Origin of the sequence: Serratia silvae (assembly GCF_023282985.1) — a bacterium.
GTDB classification, from domain to species: domain Bacteria; phylum Pseudomonadota; class Gammaproteobacteria; order Enterobacterales; family Enterobacteriaceae; genus Chania; species Chania silvae.
In genome coordinates this window covers 185,912-209,657 of the sequence record NZ_JAGQDC010000002.1, presented here as the reverse complement: position 1 = coordinate 209,657, position 23,746 = coordinate 185,912, and the positions used below count along the sequence as shown (strand labels likewise).

General features: G+C 54.6%; 25 protein-coding genes. 12 read left to right on the top strand and 13 right to left on the bottom strand.

The features are described 5' to 3' along the window. Positions 1 to 3: 3 nt before the first annotated feature. The 12 genes from KAJ71_RS03015 to KAJ71_RS02960 are packed head-to-tail and all read left to right on the top strand — an operon-like array spanning position 4 to position 11,482. Positions 4 to 585 (top strand): COG4648 family protein, encoded by a 582-nt coding sequence (locus tag KAJ71_RS03015; protein WP_248944326.1) that lies wholly within the window; start codon positions 4 to 6, stop codon positions 583 to 585. Then, on the top strand, positions 582 to 1,943 hold the full coding sequence (locus tag KAJ71_RS03010) for an AMP-binding protein (protein ID WP_248944325.1): 1,362 nt from the start codon (positions 582 to 584) through the stop codon (positions 1,941 to 1,943). Before KAJ71_RS03015 ends, KAJ71_RS03010 begins: the two co-directional genes overlap by 4 nt. Beyond that, positions 1,930 to 2,280: an ApeI family dehydratase gene (locus KAJ71_RS03005; protein ID WP_248944324.1), complete on the top strand. Its 351-nt coding sequence runs from the start codon at positions 1,930 to 1,932 to the stop codon at positions 2,278 to 2,280. The genes KAJ71_RS03010 and KAJ71_RS03005 overlap by 14 nt, the downstream gene beginning before the upstream one ends. Next, entirely contained in the window at positions 2,271 to 3,992 is a 1,722-nt protein-coding gene (locus KAJ71_RS03000; protein WP_248944323.1) for a glycosyltransferase family 2 protein, read from the top strand. The genes KAJ71_RS03005 and KAJ71_RS03000 overlap by 10 nt, the downstream gene beginning before the upstream one ends. Next, complete coding sequence (locus KAJ71_RS02995; protein ID WP_248944322.1) at positions 3,986 to 4,408, top strand: acyl-CoA thioesterase; 423 nt, start codon at positions 3,986 to 3,988, stop codon at positions 4,406 to 4,408. Before KAJ71_RS03000 ends, KAJ71_RS02995 begins: the two co-directional genes overlap by 7 nt. Continuing rightward, positions 4,405 to 5,010: an outer membrane lipoprotein carrier protein LolA gene (locus tag KAJ71_RS02990; RefSeq protein WP_248944321.1), complete on the top strand. Its 606-nt coding sequence runs from the start codon at positions 4,405 to 4,407 to the stop codon at positions 5,008 to 5,010. The genes KAJ71_RS02995 and KAJ71_RS02990 overlap by 4 nt, the downstream gene beginning before the upstream one ends. After that, positions 4,979 to 7,300 (top strand): MMPL family transporter, encoded by a 2,322-nt coding sequence (locus KAJ71_RS02985; protein WP_248944320.1) that lies wholly within the window; start codon positions 4,979 to 4,981, stop codon positions 7,298 to 7,300. The genes KAJ71_RS02990 and KAJ71_RS02985 overlap by 32 nt, the downstream gene beginning before the upstream one ends. Further along, positions 7,297 to 7,884 carry a DUF3261 domain-containing protein gene (locus KAJ71_RS02980; RefSeq protein ID WP_248944319.1) on the top strand — a complete coding sequence of 196 codons (588 nt, stop codon included), beginning with the start codon at positions 7,297 to 7,299 and terminating at the stop codon, positions 7,882 to 7,884. Before KAJ71_RS02985 ends, KAJ71_RS02980 begins: the two co-directional genes overlap by 4 nt. A gap of 1 nt (position 7,885) precedes the next feature. Beyond that, positions 7,886 to 9,055 (top strand): beta-ketoacyl-[acyl-carrier-protein] synthase family protein, encoded by a 1,170-nt coding sequence (locus KAJ71_RS02975; protein ID WP_248944318.1) that lies wholly within the window; start codon positions 7,886 to 7,888, stop codon positions 9,053 to 9,055. Then, positions 9,052 to 9,528 (top strand): hotdog family protein, encoded by a 477-nt coding sequence (locus KAJ71_RS02970; protein ID WP_248944317.1) that lies wholly within the window; start codon positions 9,052 to 9,054, stop codon positions 9,526 to 9,528. The genes KAJ71_RS02975 and KAJ71_RS02970 overlap by 4 nt, the downstream gene beginning before the upstream one ends. Further along, entirely contained in the window at positions 9,525 to 10,256 is a 732-nt protein-coding gene (locus tag KAJ71_RS02965; protein WP_248944316.1) for a 3-ketoacyl-ACP reductase FabG2, read from the top strand. The genes KAJ71_RS02970 and KAJ71_RS02965 overlap by 4 nt, the downstream gene beginning before the upstream one ends. Next, positions 10,253 to 11,482 carry a beta-ketoacyl-ACP synthase gene (locus KAJ71_RS02960; protein ID WP_248944315.1) on the top strand — a complete coding sequence of 410 codons (1,230 nt, stop codon included), beginning with the start codon at positions 10,253 to 10,255 and terminating at the stop codon, positions 11,480 to 11,482. Before KAJ71_RS02965 ends, KAJ71_RS02960 begins: the two co-directional genes overlap by 4 nt. Positions 11,483 to 11,544: 62 nt before the next feature. Here the strand turns inward: KAJ71_RS02960 and KAJ71_RS02955 are convergent, their stop codons facing one another. From KAJ71_RS02955 to gspC, 13 genes are all read right to left on the bottom strand, one after another. After that, positions 11,545 to 12,387, bottom strand: a complete 843-nt coding sequence (locus KAJ71_RS02955; RefSeq protein ID WP_248944314.1) for a prepilin peptidase — start codon at positions 12,385 to 12,387, stop codon at positions 11,545 to 11,547. A gap of 61 nt (positions 12,388 to 12,448) precedes the next feature. Beyond that, a complete protein-coding gene (locus KAJ71_RS02950) occupies positions 12,449 to 13,192 on the bottom strand; it encodes a type II secretion system protein N (protein WP_248944313.1) in 744 nt (247 codons plus the stop codon). Beyond that, positions 13,182 to 13,670: a type II secretion system protein M gene (locus tag KAJ71_RS02945; RefSeq protein ID WP_248944312.1), complete on the bottom strand. Its 489-nt coding sequence runs from the start codon at positions 13,668 to 13,670 to the stop codon at positions 13,182 to 13,184. The genes KAJ71_RS02950 and KAJ71_RS02945 overlap by 11 nt, the downstream gene beginning before the upstream one ends. Beyond that, entirely contained in the window at positions 13,663 to 14,850 is a 1,188-nt protein-coding gene (gene gspL, locus KAJ71_RS02940; RefSeq protein ID WP_248944311.1) for a type II secretion system protein GspL, read from the bottom strand. Before gspL ends, KAJ71_RS02945 begins: the two co-directional genes overlap by 8 nt. Then, positions 14,850 to 15,836 carry a type II secretion system minor pseudopilin GspK gene (gene gspK, locus KAJ71_RS02935; RefSeq protein WP_248944310.1) on the bottom strand — a complete coding sequence of 329 codons (987 nt, stop codon included), beginning with the start codon at positions 15,834 to 15,836 and terminating at the stop codon, positions 14,850 to 14,852. Before gspK ends, gspL begins: the two co-directional genes overlap by 1 nt. Next, positions 15,833 to 16,432: a type II secretion system minor pseudopilin GspJ gene (gene gspJ, locus KAJ71_RS02930; RefSeq protein WP_248944309.1), complete on the bottom strand. Its 600-nt coding sequence runs from the start codon at positions 16,430 to 16,432 to the stop codon at positions 15,833 to 15,835. The genes gspK and gspJ overlap by 4 nt, the downstream gene beginning before the upstream one ends. Then, positions 16,429 to 16,794 (bottom strand): type II secretion system minor pseudopilin GspI, encoded by a 366-nt coding sequence (gene gspI, locus KAJ71_RS02925; RefSeq protein ID WP_248944308.1) that lies wholly within the window; start codon positions 16,792 to 16,794, stop codon positions 16,429 to 16,431. The genes gspJ and gspI overlap by 4 nt, the downstream gene beginning before the upstream one ends. Beyond that, positions 16,791 to 17,342: a type II secretion system minor pseudopilin GspH gene (gene gspH, locus KAJ71_RS02920; RefSeq protein ID WP_248944307.1), complete on the bottom strand. Its 552-nt coding sequence runs from the start codon at positions 17,340 to 17,342 to the stop codon at positions 16,791 to 16,793. Before gspH ends, gspI begins: the two co-directional genes overlap by 4 nt. Continuing rightward, entirely contained in the window at positions 17,342 to 17,770 is a 429-nt protein-coding gene (gspG, locus tag KAJ71_RS02915; protein WP_024530061.1) for a type II secretion system major pseudopilin GspG, read from the bottom strand. Before gspG ends, gspH begins: the two co-directional genes overlap by 1 nt. A gap of 28 nt (positions 17,771 to 17,798) precedes the next feature. Then, positions 17,799 to 19,022, bottom strand: a complete 1,224-nt coding sequence (gspF, locus tag KAJ71_RS02910; protein WP_248944306.1) for a type II secretion system inner membrane protein GspF — start codon at positions 19,020 to 19,022, stop codon at positions 17,799 to 17,801. 1 nt (position 19,023) lies between these two features. Then, on the bottom strand, positions 19,024 to 20,529 hold the full coding sequence (gene gspE, locus KAJ71_RS02905; protein ID WP_248944305.1) for a type II secretion system ATPase GspE: 1,506 nt from the start codon (positions 20,527 to 20,529) through the stop codon (positions 19,024 to 19,026). Next, positions 20,526 to 22,490 carry a type II secretion system secretin GspD gene (gene gspD, locus KAJ71_RS02900; protein ID WP_248944528.1) on the bottom strand — a complete coding sequence of 655 codons (1,965 nt, stop codon included), beginning with the start codon at positions 22,488 to 22,490 and terminating at the stop codon, positions 20,526 to 20,528. The genes gspE and gspD overlap by 4 nt, the downstream gene beginning before the upstream one ends. An 18-nt stretch (positions 22,491 to 22,508) precedes the next feature. Continuing rightward, positions 22,509 to 23,363: a type II secretion system protein GspC gene (gspC, locus tag KAJ71_RS02895; protein WP_248944304.1), complete on the bottom strand. Its 855-nt coding sequence runs from the start codon at positions 23,361 to 23,363 to the stop codon at positions 22,509 to 22,511. Between the last annotated feature and the right edge of the window lie 383 nt (positions 23,364 to 23,746).

The following is a 23,746-nucleotide window of genomic DNA, read 5'->3' as shown; positions in this document are numbered from 1 at the left end:
TTTATGCGCGGCGCTCGATCCCTGAAAGGGATACAACTGGTGGCGGTACTTGCGCTACTGGCTTGGCCATTTCTTGTCTGGTTTGGCCTGACACGCAACAGCCTTCACTGGCTGCTGCCGATCATCGCCTTGTTGCTGGCCTTTCGCCTCTATCAGGTCAAAAGTCAGCGCGGCCCGATGCGCTATGTACTGCAAGCCGTGGCACTCGCGGGTCTCACATTATGCCTAATGAGCTATGTGCTAAAAACGCATCAGCTGCTGCTATTTTACCCAGTGGTAGTCAATCTGGTCATGCTCGGCGTATTTGGTAGTTCACTGTGGAGTTCGATGCCAATGGTGGAGCGCCTTGCCCGTTTGCAGGAGCCGGAGCTCCCTCTGTCAGGCGTGCGTTATACCCGCAAGGTCACCCAGATATGGTGTGTGTTTTTCATTCTGAACGGTTCGATGGCACTTTTCACCGTTCTGCTCGGTGATATTCGGTTATGGACGCTGTGGAACGGCATGATTGCCTATCTGTTGATGGGTGCACTGATGGCTGGCGAATGGCTGGTGCGTCGCAGGCGGATATTGCGAGACGCGGCATGAATCAGACACTCCCTCTGGCTCAGTGGCTGAGTGCTTCGCGTGCCAATGAAACCCCGATTGCCTGGCTTGATGGGCATATCTGGACGCTGGGGCAGCTGCGCCATGACGTAGCTGCACAGGTGAGCATCCTGCAACAACATGAGGGCGATCGCTGGGCGCTGTGTTTTGAAAACAGCTATCTGTTTATCGTCGGGCTATTGGCAACATTGCATGCGGGCAAAACACCCGTAGTTCCCGGGCATAGTCGTGTTTCTCTGCTGGAAGAACAACGGGCGCTGTTTAACGGCGTACTGACCGACCAGGCACTGGCCTGGAGCGGTTCGCTGATCCAGATCCAATCAACCGATCAAAGTAGCGAGAACCAGCCACCGCTACCCACTATCGATCCGGCCAGCCATATCGAACTATTTACCTCCGGCTCGACAGGGCAACCACGCCGCATCATAAAGCCCATTGCCAGCCTCGATCGCGAAGCCTCCTTACTGGCTGAACGTTTTGCCGACAGGCTCACCGGCTGCCATATTGTGGCCTCAGTGCCTCCGTTGCACCTTTACGGCCTCACCTTCCGTATCTTTTTACCCATGGCGCTAGGATTACCGCTGCATGCAGCAATGCTTCATTACACCGAGCAGTTGGCAACTCTGGCGAATCAACACCAATACGCCTTTATCAGCAGCCCGGCTTTTCTAAAACGCCTGGACCACCAGCTCACGCCACCTCCAGTGAATATGGTCATCTCCGCAGGGGGAGTGTTGCCTTGGGAAAGCGTTGCTCAGACCGCCAGTTGGTTAGGCGTCTGGCCAGACGAAATCTACGGTAGTACCGAGACTGGGATCCTCGCCTGGCGTCACCATCAGCAGCCTGATGTAACCTGGCAGCCCTTCCCTGGCGTGCGTATCATGGTTGACGCCGACGAGATCCGCGCTATCTCTCCGCTTATCAGCGATAGGCACGGCCTGCTCCTCGACGATATTTTGCAATTTGACGATAGCGGACGCTTCCAGATAACAGGCCGCCGCGACCGGGTGGTGAAAATTGAAGAGAAACGCATTTCACTTTGCGAGATCGAGCAACGGCTGCTGGAACTCGAAGGCGTACGCGAAGCCGCAGCGCTACCGGTAACACGCGGAGGGCGCCAAGGTATTGGCGCATTGCTGGTGCTTGAAGACCACGCTCGGCAGCAGTGGCAACAAATGGGCGGCAAAGCACTGGAAATATCATGGCGTCGTGCGCTGCGCCCGTGGCTGGAACCTGTCACTATCCCTCGTTACTGGCGTATCGTCGACGAGATGCCCGTCAACAGCATGAACAAGCGCGTCTATGCGCAATTACAGGAATTGTTTCATGAGACCCCATGAGATGGCTCGCCATCAGACGCAGCAGCAGGCCGAGATCGTGTTACGGCTGGACGCGGCTTCATTCTGGTTTAAAGGCCACTTCGCAGTACAGCCTCTGCTACCCGGCGTGACGCAACTAGACTGGGTGATGCACTACGCCACCTCACTACTGGTACCCGATTTTCGCTTTCACAGTATTCAAAGTGTCAAATTCCAACAGCCCTTATTGCCGGATAACATCGTCACGCTGACGCTTGACTGGCAGGAAGAGCGGCAAATCATGGTTTTCCGCTATCAACGCCATGATGGTGAGACTCGTAGCACAGCCAGCAGCGGGAAGATCCGATTATGTCGCTGAATAGCGCCACGTTTAACCCTTGTGTGGTGATCCCCTGCTATAACCACGGAGCCATGATGGCAAGCGTGCTCGCGCGCCTGCAACCCTTTGGCTTGGCCTGTCTGGTGGTGGACGATGGCAGCGATCAGGCCACCCAGCAGGAACTTGAGCGCCTAGCCACCATTCACGCGGATGTCACCTTAGTACGCCTTGCACACAATTCAGGAAAAGGCACGGCGGTTGTTCGCGGATTGGAAGAGGCTCAACGCAGAGGATTTAGCCATGCGATACAGGTCGATGCGGACGGCCAACATGCCATTGAAGATATTCCCAAGCTGATTGCCCTGGCACAGCTTCATCCCCAGGATTTAGTTTCCGGGCAACCGGTTTACGACGACTCCATACCAGCGTCGCGGCGCTATGGCCGCTGGGTAACTCACGTCTGGGTGTGGATTGAGACACTCTCTCTCCAGCTCAAAGACAGCATGTGCGGTTTCCGGGTTTACCCAATAGCTCCCACCCTGCAGTTGGCGCATAAAACGGCGCTAGGCAAACGCATGGACTTCGATACGGAAGTAATGGTTCGCCTCTACTGGCAAGGGAACACCAGTTACTTTGTGCCGACGCGCGTTACCTACCCCCAGGATGGGTTGTCACACTTTGATGCTTTGAAGGATAACGTGCGCATTTCACTGATGCATACCCGCCTTTTCTTCGGCATGTTGCCGCGCATCCCTACCCTGCTTTTTCGTCGCTCCAACCCACACTGGGCACGTCAGAAAGAAATCAAGGGGTTGTGGGGAATGCGCATCATGCTTGCTATCTGGCGCTTACTGGGTAGAAAGGCCATTGCTCCACTGCTCTATCCGGTGGTGGCGGTTTACTGGCTTGGCGCACATCAGGCCCGTCAGGCTTCACAAGCCTGGCTGAAGCGGGTACGCAACGAGTTGACTTCACGTTCGCTCCCCATTCCTGCGCATCTCAACAGCTATCACCATTTTTTACGTTTTGCAGATGCCATGCTGGATAAAATCGCCAGTTGGCGTGGGGAAATGCGGCTAGGGCAGGATGTTGTCTTCGCCCCCAATGCCGAAGCCACGCTGGATATTGGCTCCCCGCAAGGCAAATTGCTGCTGGCCTCCCATTTGGGAGATATCGAAGCTTGCCGGGCGTTGGCACAACTACAGGTGAGTAAAACCATCAATGCGCTGGTGTTCAACGACAACGCCCAGCGTTTCAAACAGATTATGGCGGAGATAGCGCCCCAGGCAGGGCTCAACCTGTTGCCCGTGACCGATATCGGCCCGGATACCGCCATATTGCTCAAAGACAAGCTGGATCGCGGCGAATGGGTGGCGATCGTTGGCGATCGCATCGCGGTCAAACCGCAGCGAGGAGATAGCTGCCGGGTTATCTGGAGCCGCTTTATGGGCCATCCTGCCCCATTCCCTCAAGGGCCGTTTATTCTGGCTTCGATATTGCGTTGCCCTGTGTTGCTGATCTATGCCCTGCGCCAGCAGGGAAAACTGCATTTGCACTGCGAGCCGTTTGCCGACCCTCTGCTGTTACCGCGGGCCGATCGTCAAGCTGCCTTGCAACAGGCGGTTGATCAGTATGCTGAGCGTCTTGAACACTACGCGTTGCAGGCACCGCTCGATTGGTTCAACTTTTTCAATTTTTGGCAACTGCCTGACCAACAGGCCAACACCACAGACAGGAGCAAAGGGTGCTAAACGATCCCTGTTTCACCAGCGAGATAGAACTGACCATTCCCTTTCATGATATTGATATGATGGGAGTCGTGTGGCACGGCAATTATTTCCGTTACTTTGAAATTGCCCGCGAAGCCCTGCTGAACCAATTCAACTACGGCTATCGGCAGATGAAAGAGTCGGGGTATGTTTGGCCAGTGGTGGATACCCGCGTGAAATACCGCGATACGCTGACCTTTGAACAGCGTATTCGCGTCCGCGCCACGCTGGAAGAATACGAAAATCGCCTGCGCATTGCCTACCAGATTTTTGACGCCGACAGCGGCAAACGCACCACAACCGGTTACACCATCCAGGTAGCGGTAGAGGAAAAAAGCCGTGAGATGTGCTTTGTCTGCCCGGACATACTGTTCGAACGCCTGGGGGTGCAGCCATGAAAGCCTGGCCTCTGCTGTTCCTGCTGATCAGTCCATGGGTCAATGCCATCACGTTGGATGAATTACAGCAGCGTTTTACCGAACAACCGGTAGTGCGAGCCCATTTTGCCCAGGCTCGAACCATTAAAGATCTGCCACAGCCACTGCGTTCTCAAGGCGAAATGGTGATCGCCCGCGATCAGGGTTTACTGTGGCAGCAGCAAACCCCCTTTGCCATGACGTTGATGCTCAACGACTCACGGATGGTGCAAATCATCAATAACCAGCAACCGCAGGTTATTACCGCACAAAACAACCCGCAGATGTTTCAGTTCAATCATCTGCTGCGTGCGCTATTCCAGGCCGATCGTCAGGTGCTGGAGAAAAACTTCCGCATTGATTTCCAGGAGCAAGGTGAGAGTCGCTGGACGCTATCCTTAACCCCACAGACCACCCCTCTGGATCGAATTTTTGCCACTATAGTGCTGAGTGGACAAACCTATCTGGAAACCATCCATTTAAACGATAAACAGGGCGATGTGACTGAAATCACTTTCTCTCAACACCGGCTGCTACCCGCAGCTTTGACCGATGAAGAGCGACAACGTTTTGCCGCCTACTAATGCCAAGCGCCTCGCGCTGTTATGGGGAGCCACATGCCTGATATTAGCTGGCGTGCTGCTTGCCCTATTGCCACAGGCCCGGATCAATAGCAGCGTGTTGGCGATGTTGCCCAAGCAGGCATTGGGTGCCATTCCTCCCGCGCTGAACGATGGTTTTATGCAGCGCCTGGACAAGCAGTTGGTCTGGCTGGTCAGCCCCGGTAAACAGGCAGACCCGCAGGTAGCGCAATACTGGCTCACCCAGTTGCAAAAATCCGGGATAGCAGAAACGGTGAAAGGCCCGATGGGCGCCGCAGACCAGCAAGCCTGGGGCGATTTTTTCTGGCAGCATCGTAATGGTCTGATCGACAGCGCAACGCGTGAACGCCTGCAAAACGGTGGCGAAGCCCAGGCACAGTGGATCCTATCCCAGCTCTATTCGGCATTCTCTGGCGTCAGCGGCAAAGAGTTACGCAACGATCCGCTAATGTTGATGCGCGGCTCACAGCTGGCTCTGGCCCAGAGCAGCCAGCGTTTGCGGCTGATGGACGGCTGGTTGGTTACTCAAGATGAACTGGGGAACTACTGGTATTTTCTGCATGGCGAATTGACGGGATCGTCATTTGATATGCAACAAACCCACCGCGTCGTCACTACGCTCGCCGCGCTGGAGGAGCAACTTACATCACGTTATCCCCAGGCCAAGCTCCTCTCGCGTGGGACGCTGTTTTACAGTGATTATGCCAGCCAACAGGCAAAACAGGACATATCTACGCTGGGGGTCGCCACCATCCTGGGCGTAATATTGCTGATCGTGGTAGTTTTCCGTTCGCTGCGCCCGCTGCTGCTGTGCCTGATTTCCGTTGGCATCGGCGCACTGGCCGGAACAGCGGCTACGTTGCTGCTCTTCGGTGAGCTTCACCTGATGACACTGGTGATGAGCATGAGCATCATTGGGATCTCTGCCGACTACACGCTTTACTACCTCACTGAACGCATGGTGCACGGTAACGAAATATCGCCATGGCAAAGTCTGCTCAAAGTGCGCAATGCTCTATTATTGGCGTTGCTGACTACCGTCGCGGCATATCTGATCATGATGCTTGCGCCCTTCCCTGGGATCCGGCAAATGGCGGTGTTTGCCGCTGTGGGCCTGAGCGCCTCATGCCTTACGGTGATCTTTTGGCATCCGTGGTTATGTCGCAATTTACCGGTACGCCCTATTCCTGCCGCGCTCTCCTTACTGCGCTGGCTTGCGGCCTGGCGGCATAGCCGCAAACTGTCGCTGGGGCTACCTGTCGTATTGGCTTTGGTTTCTCTTGCGGGGATAGCGACATTACGCGTCGATGATGATATTGCCCAGTTACAGGCGCTGCCGCAGGATATCCTGGCGCAGGAAAAAACCATTACACAGCTCACCGGGCAAAGCGTCGATCAAAAATGGTTTGTGGTCTACGGCAACACTCCTCAGCAAACCCTGGAGCGGCTTGAAGGCTTCACGCCGGCACTGGAACAGGCCCGTCAGACGGGTGTTATCAGCGCTTTTCGCACGATCCCGTTAAACTCGCTCGCACGCCAGAGACAGGATCTCGCCCTGTTGCAGGGAGCCGCTCCTACAGTCATTCGTGCATTGCAAAATACAGGGTTAACGGACGTCACACCCGATCTGCAAACCACACCTGCAACGTTGGAGGATTGGCTCAACAGTCCAGCCAGCGAAGGTTGGCGCTTAATGTGGTTGACGTTGCCCAATGGCAAAAGCGGCGTGCTGGTACCTGTAGAAGACGTTAACGACAGCACGGCTTTGAGCACACTAGCGGAAAAACAACCGGGCGTAGTGTGGGTAGATCGCAAGAGTACATTCAACGAATTATTCGCCCTCTATCGCACCATACTTACCGGCCTGCTGCTGGTCGCACTGGCGGTGATCGCTTGCAGTGCAGTGTTCCGTCTCGGTTGGCGTAAGGGATTAATCAGCCTGGTGCCTTCGCTGTTGTCGCTGAGCATCGGACTGGCCACCCTATCCTTTAGCGGACATGCGGTGAACCTATTTTCGCTACTGGCGCTGGTACTGGTGCTGGGGATCGGCATTAACTATACGCTGTTCTTTAGCAATCCACGCGGCACACCACTGACATCGTTGTTGGCGATCGCGCTGGCAATGATGACAACGTTGTTAACCCTGGGCATGCTGGTCTTTAGCAGCACTCAAGCTATCAGCAGTTTTGGGATTGTACTGGTCAGTGGGATCTTTACCGCTTTCTTGCTCTCCCCACTCGCCATGCCTGACCGTAAGCAGAGAAAAAAATGACAAATTGCGACTTCTGGCGCGCGGTTCCCCTGTTGGCCGTGCTATTGATTACCGGCTGTAGCCACTCATCGCATAATGAGGATGGCTCCCACCCGCAAGCCTGGCTTGAACCCGGCGTACGCGTCACGCTACCGGCTCCTGGTATCACTGAGAATATCCAGTCCCAGCAATTATTGACCGGCAGCTTTAACGGCAAAACCCAATCGTTGTTGGTCATTCTAAATGCGGATAGCAATGCACTCACCTTGGCCGGGCTGTCTTCGTTAGGTATCCGCTTATTTCTCGTTACCTATGACGATAAAGGCATTCATACCGAGCAGTCGATCGTGGTGCCACAACTGCCGCCAGCCAGTCAGGTATTGGCCGATGTGATGCTCGGCCACTGGCCGATTACCGCCTGGCAAGATCGGTTGCCGCAGGGCTGGACGCTAATCGATAAGGGCGACAAACGAGAATTACGCAACGCGGGCGGCAAACTGATAACGGAGATCACGTACCTGCAACGTAAAGATCGACGTGAACCTATCAGCATTGAGCAACACGCGTTTAAATACCACATCACCATTCAATATCTGGATGACTGATATGATTTACATTTCTGCTATCGGCATGATTAACGCTTTGGGCCAATCGACAGAAGAGATTGCAGCCAATCTAACCCAAGGAACAGCGCCCGGCATGCGCAAGCGTGAGCATTGGTTACAGAACCAACAGGACACGGTATTAGGCGGCGTCGACGGTGAATTACCCGCTATTCCAGACAGTTTTGCCGCACATCGCAGCCGCAATAACCAATTATTATTAGCCACTCTGTCGCAAATTCAGCCCGTGGTAGATGACGCGCTGCTTCGCTTTGGTGCCGACCGCATCGCCGTAGTGCTCGGTACCAGCACCTCTGGGCTGGATGAAGGCGATCGACATGTTAGCCATATCACTAACCATGAAGCGAGCCCGAGCTGGCAATATCCACAGCAGGAGCTGGGCGACCCGTCACGCTTCCTCGCCGCTTGGTTGGGCCTGAATGGCCCTGCGTTTACTCTTTCCACCGCGTGTTCTTCCAGTGCCCGCGCGATCATCAGCGGGCGCCGTCTTATTGAAGCTGGCCTGGCGGATATCGCGATTGTTGGCGGTGCCGATACCTTAAGCCGTATGCCTATCAACGGATTTAATAGCCTAGAGTCTCTTTCCACTACGCTTTGCCAACCGTTTGGCCGCGACCGCTGTGGGATCACCATTGGTGAAGGAGCCGCACTGATGGTACTGACCCGCGAGCCGCACCCCATCGCGCTACTGGGTGTGGGTGAGTCAAGCGATGCATACCATATTTCGGCACCACATCCGCAGGGTGCCGGTGCCTTGCGAGCCATCGAACAGGCATTGCAAGACGCTGGGCTTAACCCCGAAGAGGTGGGTTACATCAACCTGCATGGAACTGCCACCTTGCTCAACGATCAGATCGAATCCAAAGTGGTTCACGATCTGTTCGGTGAAAGCGTGCCCTGCAGCTCCACCAAACATTTAACCGGGCATACCCTGGGGGCTGCGGGCATCACCGAGGCGGCTCTCAGCGCACTTATTCTGCTCTACGACTTGCCACTGCCAGCGCAGGACTTCAGCCGTTCTCCGGCGGATCCGACATTACCGCCTTGTGGTTTACTGCATGCGGCTGAACCGCTGATGCGGCCGGTCATTCTGTCTAACTCTTTCGCCTTTGGCGGTAATAACGCCAGCATCCTGCTGGGGAGGATGGCATGAGCCATTACTTATCACCGGCGGAATATCTGCCACACGACGCCCCAATGCTGCTGTTGGCAGAGGTGATCAGCGTGACGGAAGACAGTGCACATTGCCGGGTTGAGGTCAGGAGCGACAGCGTGCTGGCGCCGTTCCTCAACGTGCAAGGCGAGCTGCCTGGTTGGTACGCACTGGAATTGATGGCGCAAACCATCGGCGTTTGGTCCGGTTGGCATCGTCATCAGCGAGGAGAACAGCGGATCGCCCTCGGTATGGTGCTTGGAGCCAGGGAATTGGTCTGTGCTGCGGGTTACCTACCAGCAGATGCAATGCTAGACATCCAAATCAAGCTGCTGATGCATGATGACCGTTTCGGGAGTTTTGACTGTGTTATTGGCGCGCAAGGTGACACGCTGGCCACAGGCCGCGTCAATACCTTTCAACCCACACCAGAAGAATCAACAATGCTTTTTAATCAGGGATCTACTGCATGAGTCGTTCAATTCTCATCACCGGAGCCAGCAAAGGTATCGGACGCGCTATTGCCAGCCAATTAGCCGCTGACGGTTTCATCGTTGGGATACACTATCACCAGGATGAAGCTGGCGCACAACAAACGCTGGCCGCAATTACCGCTGCCGGAGGACAAGGCCGCCTGCTCTGTTTCGACATTAGCAATCGTCAGCAGTGCCGGGAGGTCCTCGAGCAAGATCTGGCAGAGAATGGGGCATGGTACGGCATCGTCAGCAATGCCGGGATCGCACGCGATGCCGCCTTCCCTGCATTGAGCGATGATGATTGGGATGAGGTGATCCACACCAACCTGGACAGTTTCTACAACGTGATCCAGCCCTGCATCATGCCAATGATTGCCGAACGTCAAGGTGGCCGCATCCTTACACTGTCTTCCGTTTCTGGCATCATGGGGAATCGGGGCCAGGTGAACTACAGTGCGGCCAAGGCAGGGATTATTGGCGCAACCAAAGCGTTGGCGATCGAACTGGCAAAACGCAAGATCACCGTCAACTGCATTGCCCCTGGGCTGATCGATACCGGCATGATAAAAATGGAAGAGGCAGCGTTAAAGGAAGCTATGTCGATGATCCCGATGAAACGGATGGGCCAGGCGCAGGAAGTCGCTGGGCTTGCCAGCTATTTGATGTCAGATATAGCCGGTTACGTGACTCGTCAGGTCATTTCTATCAACGGAGGGATGCAATGATTCGTCGGGTAGTTATTACAGGTATGGGCGGTATTACCGCCTTCGGTGAAAACTGGCAGGCGGTATCCGCTCAATTGCTGGCCTATAAAAACGCCGTACGCCATATGCCTGAATGGCAAATCTATGACGGCCTGCACACCCTGCTGGGCGCCCCAATCGATGACTTCGTGCTGCCAGAACACTATACCCGTAAGCGCATACGCTCAATGGGGCGGGTGTCGCTAATGTCGACCCGCGCAACGGAATTGGCTCTGGAGCAGGCCGGGCTTATTGGCAACCCGGTGCTAACCAACGGCCAGACCGGTATCGCTTATGGCTCATCCACCGGCAGTACTGGCCCGGTGAGCGAATTCGCCACCATGCTGACCGAGAAGCACACCAATAACATCACGGGCACCACCTATGTGCAGATGATGCCTCATACTACCGCGGTCAATACCGGGTTATTCTTCGGCCTGCGCGGGCGTGTGATCCCGACATCCAGCGCCTGTACCTCAGGCAGCCAAGCCATTGGCTATGCCTGGGAGGCAATTCGCCACGGTTATCAGACCCTGATGGTTGCCGGTGGGGCAGAAGAACTGTGTCCTTCCGAGGCCGCCGTGTTCGACACGTTATTTGCCACCAGCCAACGTAATGATGAACCGCGTGCCACCCCTTCCCCATTTGATCAGAACCGCGATGGTTTGGTGATTGGTGAAGGTGCTTGTACGCTGATCCTTGAAGAGCTGGAGCATGCGAAAGCACGCGGCGCAACCATCTACGGGGAAATCGTCAGCTTTGCCACCAATTGTGATGCGGCACATATCACACAGCCGCAACGTGAAACCATGCAGATCTGCATGGAGCAGTCGTTGAGGATGGCCGGTCTGCAAGCGAGTGATATCGGCTATATTTCTGCCCACGGAACCGCCACCGATCGGGGAGATATTGCCGAAAGCCAGGCAACCGCCGCAATCTACGGTGATAGCGTGCCGATCTCGTCGTTGAAAAGTTACTTCGGCCACACCTTGGGGGCTTGTGGAGCACTGGAAGCCTGGTTGAGCCTGCAGATGATGCGTGAAGGCTGGTTCGCACCGACGCTAAATTTGCGTACCCCTGATGAACAATGCGGCGCACTTGATTACATCATGGGAGAAGCTCGTCATATCGACTGCGAGTTTCTGCAAACCAATAACTTTGCCTTTGGCGGTATCAACACCTCGATTGTTATCAAACGCTGGGCATAACCAAACCTAAACTGGGTACGCTGACTAGCGCCTCTAATCAAGATATAGGCGCTATTTTCAGCTTAAAAACTCCAGGGGATAAACATATTGACCGCGCCCGACACGGCGAGCCATGGACCAAAGGCTAACGGTTGATTAAGATCTTGTTTCGCCAACCCTCGCTGTATCAGCGTAAACAGCAGCCCACTGGCCGCAGCCACCAAAATCACCTGTGGCAATGCTTGCCAACCTAACCAGGCGCCTAACGCCGACAGTAATTTAAAATCACCATAGCCGAGAGCCTCTTTACCGGTTGCCAGCTTGAATAGCCAGAACACGCTCCATAGGCAGAGATAACCCGCCACTGCGCCAATCGTCGCCTGTTCCAACGAGGCAAAATGCCCCTGAATATTGAATAAAAGTCCGATCCACAGCAGTGGCAACGTCAGCACATCTGGCAACAGTTGTCTGTGATGGTCAATCACTGCCAGCGTCAGCAAAAAGGAGAGCAATATCCAAGCGCCCAGCAAGGGGAACCCTGGCGGGAATATAAGCGCCGTCAGCACAAACATCATAGCCGTTGCCACCTCAACCAGCGGATAGCGCCTTGGGATACGCTCACCACAGCAACGAGTCTTACCTTTTAACAACAGAAAACTCAGCAGGGGTATATTGTCCCTGACCGCAATAGGATGCTGGCAATGCGGGCAACAGGAATGCGGTAATAGCAGATCAAAGCGCGGTATGGATTCAGGTAAAGGCAGCGCCAGTTGCACGAGCGCCTCACGCTGCCATTGCTTTTCCAGCATCACCGGTAATCGATAAATCACCACGTTCAGAAAGCTACCCACTATGGCCCCAAATATCCCCACGACACACAGCCAGAGGAGGGGAAATGCAACAGTAAAATCCAGTAATAAACTCAAAAAAACCTCCCCACAGTCAGTCAAGTACCTACCCAACCCTTTTAAGACAGCCAAGTGCCGTTTAAAGCAACCGCCCCTGAACCTGCCAGACTATCTGCCCCTGATCGTTGGCCCTGCCTAACTGATTTATCAGTGGCCTCATCGCCTCAGGTAATACCGGCCCTCGTCGCACCTGACCGTTGAACTGATAGCGCCCGTCAAATCCGACGGTGCCACGCCCCGTCAGGCTCAGATGAGAGGAGTCTTGCTTCAACACCAACACCAGAGCCCCGCTTCCATCACAGCTCAATTGGCCTTGCACGTTGGCCAGTTCCAACGCCCCCAACGGGGTCGCCAACTGTGCGTGCTGCCAGTTGGCAACACCGCCGCCAAGACTCCGGCAACCAGCGGAACTGAATTCTCCTTGTTGCAACCGCAGTTGCAGCTCTCCCTGGGCGGTTATTGGCAAAGGCAACGACAACTGTTGCCGCACAACATCTGCAGGAACAGAGAGTTGCCACTCATGCAGTTGAAGATTCTGCCAACCACGCAGGATACCGGCTCCCTGCAAGCCTTGCGGATCCCATAGTTCAATCTTTAAGGCTGGTAGCCAAGAGGATAAAGTGAACTGCCAGTTTAGTTTTGCCAGCACAATGTTACGCCAGCTTAACTGGTGCAAACTGCCCTGCCACAGGGAACCTGAAAAGCCACCGACCTTCATATCTGCGGGTATAAAAGCCTGTAATACCCGTGCTGGCGCGTTTCCTCCCAGCAATAGGAGATAACAAGCCAACAAAAGCACGGCCTTTTTGGCTTTAGCGCCCATCGCTGCGCTCCAGCATCAGTTTGTTTACCGTCACCCATCCTGGTTTATCGGGACGTATCGCCACTTCAAGCGCCACAATGCGAACGCTATAACGCTTTTCCAACTGTGTGAGCCAAAGCATCAGGGCATTAAAATCGCCAGGTTCCAGCGTGACCGCCAGCCGCTCTCCCTGAGGCTGCATACGGGTAATGTTCATATTTTGAGCTGCAGCACTCTGTGCCACCCTGGCCGACAAGCTTAGGGAGGTCTCCTGTATGGGTTGTGTCTCCTGTTGGCGCAAGCGCGGAGCCTGTTGCAACATCCATTCCACCGTGTTTTGTTCACGGGCGATAGTACGCTGCCATTGGCTAGCCTGTTGTTGCCAGGGCAGCCACAGTGCGTAGTAGCACAAGCTCACGATAACCAATACGCCACAGCCCAATACCAATCCTCGTTCCCGAAGGCTGAGCTGTAGCCAGCGGTGCTTGAGTTCATTCATCCTTTATCCCCAGAGTCAGTCGGCCCTCTACCCCTGTTGGATTCTGCTTGATTTCGCCAGGTTGCACCTGATAACGCTGCCCGGCAGCAACCTGAAACTGTTCCAACGCCTGAAAAGAGGCCGCCTGTATATCGACTTTCAGCTCTTTACGGCCAGCGTCATAAGACAGCGCCTGGAACCGGATTGCCGAGTTCTCCGCCATCAGCTGTTGCAATTGGCGCATCTGTGCGACCACACCGGCTTGCTCGATAGGCTGTAATTGCTGCAAGTGCTGCTGCATCTGCACGCGCGGATTAACCACCTTTTTATCTGCCGGGAACAGCTGTTGGTAGATCCGCACACTTTCCTGCCGCCAGTGTTCAGCCTGTTGCCAAAGCCGGTAATGAGACAGCCCGGTGCTCACACACAGCAGCAGTAAATACCCCGTTAATGCCATCATCACGGTTCGCCAAGGGCGTAATCGTGCACGCCAGGGACTCGAGCGGGTGAATTCGCCCTGGCGCAGATCGGCTCCGCTATCGTGCACACCTTCTGCCGCCAGTTGCAGTAAATCCCGCGGTGGTTGAACACGCCATTCCGGAGGGCTAGCGGTTGATGCTGGTGGTGCGGAGTAGCTTTCAATTATCGGCGGTGCCCACACGGCCAAAAACTCCGATAACCAGGAGGATTCAACAATCATGCCGGCATGCTTTTCCCGGCGAAACAACCATTGATCATTGAGACTGACCGCACTCCAACCGTCGGCGGCCAAGGGTAACGCCAGCACGTCTGGCAACATTGCCTGCACCTGCCCCCCGAGACGTTCACAACGGGCAATCCACTGATGCATCAAGCTTTTATCAACTACCGCAACATCACACACATCACCACTTTGCTGCAAAATGGCAAAATGCAGCCGTTCAACATCCGTTGCCAGTTGCTCCTCCAGCATAAACGGCAACACTTGCAGACGCTGACGCCTGGCACGACGAGGCAGCGTCACACGATGGAAAACCAACTCGCTCGCAGGCACCAATACCCAGGCAGGATATCTGGCAAGCAGGCTCACCAATTGCTCATCGTTCTCCCCCCCTTGCTGATGGCCGTCTGCTGAAGCGAAATACCACCACACTGGCTGCGTTTCATCGCTGGGTAAGCGCAATATCAACCTGGCTTGTTCACGGGGCTTTCTGTTAGGCATCAAGGCTCCACCATCATGCTTAATCCATATTGCCGCTGTACCACCTGGAAACTGTTACCGGCTTTGCGCAACAGGCTGCGCTGGCTATAGTGAGTTTCCCCCATCAGCACGGTGAAGCTGGCTAAAAACAGCTCACTCTTTACCGTCAACAGCGGTCTGACCGTTGAGATATTGATGTCCTTCAGGGCAACCTGTGCCAAAAATGCCGTCGTACTGCTCCACCCTTCACGTGGACGCTGTTGTAACAATCGAGTCGCCATGGCTGAATCAAGCTCCTTGAGAAATAGCGCCGCCAGTAATGGCCCTTGAGACTCACTCAGGGTATTAACGTTTACCAACAGCGTCTGGGTTGGCAGCGCACAAACGTAAGGCAAAAGACGCCGATAAAGGCTGGCATCAACCCCAAAGATGGTGCGCAACTCGCTGACATCCTGCATGGGTTGATTGGCGGGCAAGTAAGCCACCACCTGGGCCATATAGACCTCATCTTCGGCCCCATCAATGCCCGGCTCCCTGTCACTGTCTATCCAGTCACGCAGTGCTGCGGTTATCTGCGCAGCACGCAGGGGATCTTCACCCAGGTTGGTTAACAACTGTCTAAAAACCAGGGTAGGATAAGGCAATGTCGACTGCATACCCTCACTGGCTGCCCCTTGATTAATGGCATTGAGATTAAAGCAGGCCTGACCATCAACAATCTGCCCAAACACCTCCCCGCCTTCAACGGGGAAACGGCGCTGTTCTTGCGCCCAGTTTTGCGCCAAATGCGTTTTATTAGGTGAGTCCAGCGCATCTCGTTGCAAAATTTTCACCGCCAGTGCCTCTGCCGAGCGGGCATACCATTTTGCCTGCTGGCGATCCAAATGAGCCGCTGTGCGCAGATAGGTGCGCCCGTTTCGCTCGGCAATGGTCGCTGCAATCGTCACCATCAGCGCCAGGATCAGCAGCACCACCAGCAGGGCAACGCCCTTTTGCCGCGCCCTCATTCTTGCCCCACCGCCGTGATCAAAAACAGACGGGTCAATTCACCCACGCCAGCAACCACTAATGTCACTTCAATCCCCTGCGGCAAAACCGACGCGTTGTCCCAACTTTCCCGCCACATCCCCTCGGCAAAAAAGCGCAGACGAAAGACACTCACCTCATTGAGCAAGACCTTGACCACCGGCGCTTCCCCAACGAGCGGATCCGCATGGGCATAGCTCAACCGCTCTAACTGCTGATGGCGCAGACGATATCCCACTGGTTGTAACTCGGCGCGGGGCAACATTCCCATCGGGTTTTGCCAACCGTTGCGCATGAAAGAGACGCCCCAGTCCTCACTTTGTAATTGATAGCGCGCCGCGGAAAACACGCGTTCATTCCCTCTGTGATGGCGAGGGATAATCTGACCGAAATCCCCTTCCAGCTGAACAAAGGCACGTTGAAGCTCAGCCAACCGCTGTGCCTTACGCTGCGAAATCTCATCATTGCGCATCACCCCCTGCAACACCTGGAAGGCGCTGATGCTCAACGCAGCAAAAATCGCCAATGCCAACAGCATCTCAAGCAACGTGAAGCCCCGCTGGCTACGGCAATTCATTCCCGCACCACGTAGCTGCGTAAAGAAACCACTGGCGCAGCGTCTTCTTTATGACGCCGCACCTCAACATCCAATGCCCGTAATTGACCCAGTTCGGTATCAACTCCCTGCCAGCGTAGAGACCATTCCTCGCCAGCATAGGTCACCGTGGTGCCGATCCAGCGCTTTTCCGGCCAGGTTTTATCAAGGTGTAACCTGACCTGTTGATTATCCGCCAACCAACTTGCCAGTATTTTTTCCTCCATACGGCCAATGCTGCCAGCCTGCTGTGCCGTGGTTTGCAGCACGGCTAACCCCGCCAAGGCGAAAACGATCAGTGCCACCAGCACTTCCAGCAACGTCATCCCTCTTTGGGAGGTCATTGTGCTGCTCCATTTGCTGACGAATCGATCACGCCTGCTGCATCTACCCGCAGCCATACCAATGGTTGGCTACCGGCCTCACTGAACACCAGCTCAAACGGTGTAATCTCCCCGCCAGGTAACAGCAGAATATCGGGTTCCGGTGGCGACTCTGCAGCACGCGGCCACTCCTGCCGATTGGGGAAATGCAGCTTGAGCCGGATATCATCAGGCATTTGGCTCCCTAACGCCGCCTGACGGGGTTGCCAATTCTGCCAGACGTAACCTTGCCAACTATCCGAGCCAGATACTGCCCCGCGTTTTTCAGCGGCCTGACGCCGTAGCATTTGAAATTGCCAGCCGTCTGGTCGAACCCTAATCCCCAGCAACTGGTCATTTTGCACCGCGGCATCCATGGCAAACGCCAACTGAGCCTGAAAACGTTTCAGCTGTAGCTGCGGGTTATTTTGTTGCATGGCCGGAAATGACATGATCACCAAACTGGCTGCACTCCCGATCAGCAGCACAACCAACATCATTTCCAACAACGTAAAGCCGCGTTGGCGCACTACTTCTTACCAATCGTCCAGTTACCGATATCATCCTCGGTGTCCGGTATGCCATCTGGGCCATAAGAGAAAACGTCTAACTGACCGTGTTGGCCCGGGCTAAGCAACTGATAATCTGCCCCCCAGGGATCTTGCGGTAAACGGCGAATATAGCCACCTTGGGGATAACTGCGCGGTTCCGGTTGTGCCGAGGGCTTGGTCACCAGTGCTTGCAACCCTTGTTCGGTGGTGGGATATCGACTGTTATCCAGCTTGTACATATCCAACGCGCTCTCCAGCGCGACAATATCGCTGACGACCTTCTGATGGTCCGCCTTCTCTTTATTTCCCATCAGATTAGGCACCACCAGACTCGCCAGGATGCCCAGGATCACAATCACCACCATAATTTCCAGCAGGGTAAAACCTCGCTGACGCTGTTGCCGCATTTTTCTCTCCGTTATTTGCAGATTGAATTTACATACTCATCAAGGTATTTAATTGCAGGATTGGCTGCAGGATCGCCAAAACGATAAACAGCACCACGCCCGCCATACTCACCACCAACAAGGGTTCAAAAAGCCCCAATGCCAATTGCATTTGGGCAGTAAACTCCCGATCCTGATTGTCTGCCGCACGTTCCAGCATGCTGTCCAGTTCCCCACTACGTTCACCGCTGGCGATCATGTGCCGCATCATCGGGGGAAACAGCGCAGTGATTTCCAGAGCCCGATGCAGGCTCCCCCCCTCGCGCACCGATTCCGTTGCCAATGACAACTGGCGGCGTGCATATTCATTGGTTAATACCTCTCCGCTGATGCGCATCGCTTGCAGCAATGGCACTGCGCTGGCATTGAGAATGCTCAACGTTCTGGCGTAACGGGCAGTATTGAGCCCTCGTGCGATGCGTCCGATCACCGGGAGGCGCAGCAACTGCCGATGAAAAGCAATGCGCCGCGCTTCTTGGCGCAGCAACAGACGCATCAGCATCGGCGCCAATAACATCAACAGCAGCACCCAAGGGCCAAAGGCTCGAACTCCGTCACTCAGCCCCATCAGCAAACGCGTTGAAAACGGAAGTGCCTGCTTCATGTGAATAAACTGTTCCACCACCTTGGGCACGACAGCGGAAAGTAAAATGGCGATCACGCTGATGGCTACCACCGTCAGCACGCAGGGGTAGATCATCGCCTGCAGGATACGAGCTCGCATTTGCTGGCGCTGCTCGGTGTAATCCGCCAACCGGTTCAGAACCAGATCCAGATGACCAGAGGCTTCACCTGCGGCCACCATCGCACAATACAGTCGCTCAAAACTGGTGGGATAACCGCTCATGGCCTCCGCCAAGGAATGCCCCTCCAGTACTTTGGTGCGCACTGCGGCCATCAGGCTGCGCTGACGGGGTTTTTCACTCTGTTTTGCCACGGCATCAAGCGCCTCCTCCAAGGGTAAGGAAGCGGCGACCAAGGTCGCCAGCTGACGAGTCAACAACGCCAGATCGGCACTGCTAATCCCCCGCCCCCAGGAAAAACGACGCCCGCTTTGGGCCTGCTGGCGCTCATCCTGCCCTTCGTCCAGGCTTACAGGGACCAATCCTTGTTCCCGTAAAAGTTGACGGGCGTGGCGGGCTGAATCCGCTTCCTGTACTCCCCGCCGTTTTTTACCGCGCTCGTCTAACGCCTGATAATGGAATAGAGCCATGTCATTCCTCTTCCAGAGACTGGCTTTCGGTCACGCGGATCACCTCTTCCCAGCTGGTCTCACCCGTCAACACTTTTTCCAATCCCCCCTGGCGCAGCGTCTTATATTCGTGACGTAATTGACGAGCAATCGTGAATTCACTCTCTCCCTGGTGGATCGCCGTACGCACTCGGTCATCAATCAGCAGCAGCTCATGAATACCAGTACGCCCACGGTAACCGGTAAAATTACACTGCGAACATCCTTTCGGCTGCCATAATGGGGTGCCGGGTAAAATCCCCATCTGATCGGCCAAGGCCGGATCGGCGGCGTAAGTTTGACGACAATCGGGGCAGAGTGTGCGAACCAGTCGCTGTGCCAACACGGCCAGTAATGAGGTGGAAAGCAAAAAAGGCTCGATGCCCATATCCTGCAGCCGCGATAAGGCCCCCAGCGCGCTGTTGGTGTGCAGCGTGGAGAGTACCAGGTGCCCCGTCAGTGATGCCTGAACCGCAATTTGAGCGGTTTCGCTGTCGCGGATCTCCCCAACCAGCACCACATCAGGATCCTGACGCAGAATGGCTCGCAAACCGCGAGCAAATGTCATATCTACCTTGGGGTTTACCTGCGTCTGGCCGATACCCTCGAGTTCATACTCGATCGGGTCTTCGACCGTCATGATATTGCGTTCGCTGGCATTGAGGCGGCTCAATGCTGCATAGAGGGTGGTGCTCTTACCCGAACCTGTAGGACCGGTGACGAGGATAATGCCATGTGGCCGCTGGATCAGTTCATCGATCTGCCGCTGATTATGCGAAGACATACCAAGCGCGGCGAGATCCAGACTGACGCTGTTTTTATCCAGTAAACGCAGAACAATTCGTTCACCATAATTAGACGGTAAGGTCGAAACCCGCACATCAATGGCTCGACCACCGATTCGCAGTGCCATGCGCCCATCTTGGGGGATCCGCTTTTCGGCAATATCCAGCCGTGCCATGACCTTGATACGTGATATCAATAAAGAGGCCAACCGCCGCTGAGGGCGCAGAATTTCACGCAATACACCATCAACCCGGAAACGGATCTGCAAATGGCGTTCATAGGTTTCAATGTGGATATCCGATGCTTTATCCTTGATGGCTTCAGTCAGCATCGCATTGATCAGGCGGATAATAGGGGCATCATCATCGGCATCCAGCAAATCGTCGCTGTCGGGTAGCTCTTCTGCCAAGGTATAAAAATCCATTTCATTGCCGATATCGGTCATCAAGCGTCGCGCCTCTTTCGAATCGCGCTGGTAGCTGATCACCAGTTGTTTCTCAAACTCTTCACCCGACACCGTACTGATAGTCAGCCCACACCCGGCAACCCTACGCGCTTCAAGCAATGCTGTGGCGGTGGTTTCCGCCAGACGGAGCACACGGCACCCAGCATGATCCCGCAACAGCAAAATGCGTTGCGCACGCGCATAGGCAAATGGCAACTGCGGGCGTAATTCACTCAGGCCCTCGGGGAGGCTGTTCATCGTCCCTCCGTTGAATAGAATGCGCTGATGGCGGCATTAACCTGGCGGAAAGTGGCACCATTTTGATCGGGTGGCAACTTCAATACCTCGTTGTTCAGCGTGGCTACGCTCCCTTGTTTGCCACGCTGCTGGTCTTGTTCCTGATTAAAAGCCTGATACTTTTCTGAGGAGGCACGGCGATACTGGTCACGATCCCGGATGATCGACGGGCGGATGAACAGCATCAGGTTGCGCTTGGAAACCTGTTTGCTGTTGGAGCGGAACAGATAGCCCAGCACCGGGATATCCCCCAGCACCGGAACCTTGTCCGTGCTGTCGCGAACGGTTTTATCCAGCAATCCACCCACCACCACGGTTTCGCCGCTGCCCACCAGCACCGCGTTATTGACCGTGCGGGTATTAAAGGTCGCCCCCAGATTAGCACTGCTGCTGGAAGCGGCATCAGCCACACTGGAAACCTCCTGCTCGATCTCCAGCAGCACGGAGTCCCCTTCGTTGATCTGCGGTTTGACCTTCAGCTTAATGCCGACGGTTTTACGCTCCACCGTGTTGAAGATATTATCGCCCGATGTCGTTTGCGAGCCGGAGAGGACAGGAACTTCCTGGCCGACATTGAACGTCGCCTCCATGTTGTCAAGCGTGACAATGCTCGGCGTCGCCAGAATGTCATTCTTGCTACTGCTGGAAAGCGCGGTCAGCAGCATTGCCCAATTGCCCTGATAAAAACCGGCAGCAATACCGTTAAAACTGCTGAGAGCGCTGGCCAGGGTACTATTCACCGTCCCGTCCTGATTGTATTGATTGGCGCCGGCAATCGCCGTGGTGATAGGCAAACCGGTATTGGTGAACTGCGTCACTCCGGCATTCTTGTTAGCCCACTGGATCCCCAGGTTCAAGCCATCGGCGTCTTGTACCTCTGCGATAATCGCCTCTACCAGTACCTGTGCACGGCGAATATCCAACTGGGCTATCACCTTTTCCAGATCTCGCATGACATCCGGGGCCGCCGTCAGTATCAGTGAATTGGTTTGCTCATGGGCTTTGATGGTGATGTCTTTACGCAGTGCTTCCGCCGGCTTGGCATTCTGTTGCTCACTTTGAATACTGGTACTGACGCCAGTCAACACCTCAACCAGATCGGTGGCTTTGGCATACTTCAGGTAAATCACTTTGGTATTGCCTTGTACGGCCTGCTCACGATCCAGTTGCTTGATCATGGCGATAATCCGCTGGCGGGAGTTGGGTTCTCCGCTGACCAAGACCGAGTTGGTTCGTTCATCCGCAACAAGATTGGCTACCATCAGGCTTGGCATCGCTGATTTGCTGGCATCCTTGGTTAATTCTGTAACCAGTTTGACGACCTCAGCAGCAGACGCATAGGCCAGCGGGACCGTTACCACACTACGGTCCCCCACCTTGTCAACCCGTTCAACAATCGCCATCAAACGTTTGATGACCGCCGCACGCCCGGTCATCAGCAACACGTTGGAAGGCTCATAATGCACAACACTGCCAGCCCCGGCGTTATCGTTCAATTGACGGAGTAACGGGGCAAGATCGCGAGCCGCCACGTTATTGACCGGCACGACGCGTGTCACCACTTCATCGCCCTCTCCCGGCTGGGCATCGCTGGCTACCGGCACCGCAGCGGTTTTCGCATCCTTGGAACGCACCACTTTCAACACGCCGTTACGCATATCCACCACGGCAAAGCCATAAACGTCCAGCACGCTGAGGAAGAACTGGTAATACTGTTCTTCATTGAGCATGTCATAACTGCGTACGGTGATAGTGCCGCGCACGGCAGGATCGATAATCACCGTTTTATTCAGATTCTTGCTGACCGTATTAATAAACTCCTGAATATCCGTACCCTTGAAGCTGGCAGAAAACTCGGCACTCCAGCCCTGCCGAGTACCAAGCAGCATCACCGCCAGTAGCACGATGCGTAAGCTCCTGATTATTTTTGCATTCAACAATTAGTCATCTCCAAGAGCAAAATAGATATCCTGTAACTGACCGCCACGCTCAACGGTAAGATTCAGTTCACTGAGTTCTGAAAGCTGTTTCAATGCCTGTTGAGCCTGCTGAGCATCGCGCAGATCCAGGCCATTAAGCGCTATGGCAAGATCGTTTTCATGCAGCCCGACCTTGCGGAATAACTCCCCTTCTTTGCCCGGATTGAGTCGATAGCCGATGAGTTTGTCATCCTCCATCACCGGTGAGATATTCAGGTAATTGAGAACGCTTTGCGGCTGCTTTTGCAGCTGTGCCTTGAGCTGCAACGCTGAGATTTTTTTTTCACTTTTAGCGGCTTCAGGTTGCTCGCTGAACAACAACAGCGATTCATAATTCCCCTGATAAGAGATAACGATACGATCGGCAAAAATTGACACAATTCGGGCGTCATAACCGGGCACACGTTCCCCCACGACAAGGCTGAACTGTTTGCTATCTTTAGCAATAATGGCGATGGAACGCTCTGAACTGGGGCTGGCGACAATGCCGGTCAGGTTTAGCTTGAGAGAAGAAGACGGTGCGTTACGCAGGGTTTGCTCAGAGACCGAATGCCCAGTGGCGGAAGATGAGGGTACCGAAGTACCAAAGAGGGTGAAGCGGTAACGTTCAGACTCACCTCCACCGTCCGTTTTTACAGGTATGAAGTCTGCTTTGGATAAGCGTACGGGGGACATTTCAGGGGGCAGAAGCCCGTGCCAGGTTAGCAAGGCGAGTTGATTGCAAATCAACAGCGACAGCACGCATAAGGCCCAACGCGGCGTTAACAGCTTGAAAGTAGCCTCTCGGCACACCGATAACATTACAGAAAATCGCATCTTGCCATCCTTTGCCTGCTTCTCTGTTTACGCCAGCTAGAAGTTCACCAATATCAGTCAATCGGTGGGCATATCGTTGAGGGCATTGCTGTATGAGAATATGTTAGGTTGTGACTGAAACCTTACAACTCAGTACCTCTGTCAGCCCTTACGTTTCTGAATACATCCTCTCAGAAACGTTTACTTTATACATACTCCCCTAAATAAGAAATCATTATTTTTACTTATCGAAATAATTTATCCTTATGTTTTTATAGTTATTTATTTCTTAATCTCGCTAGCATAAAAGCGGTTCAACCGGTTTTACCCCCCTCCTCTAAACTTCGCTTCCTCCTTCCACCTACGCCCCTTCTCCTCCTCATACGGGAGGATGCTCCTCCTCA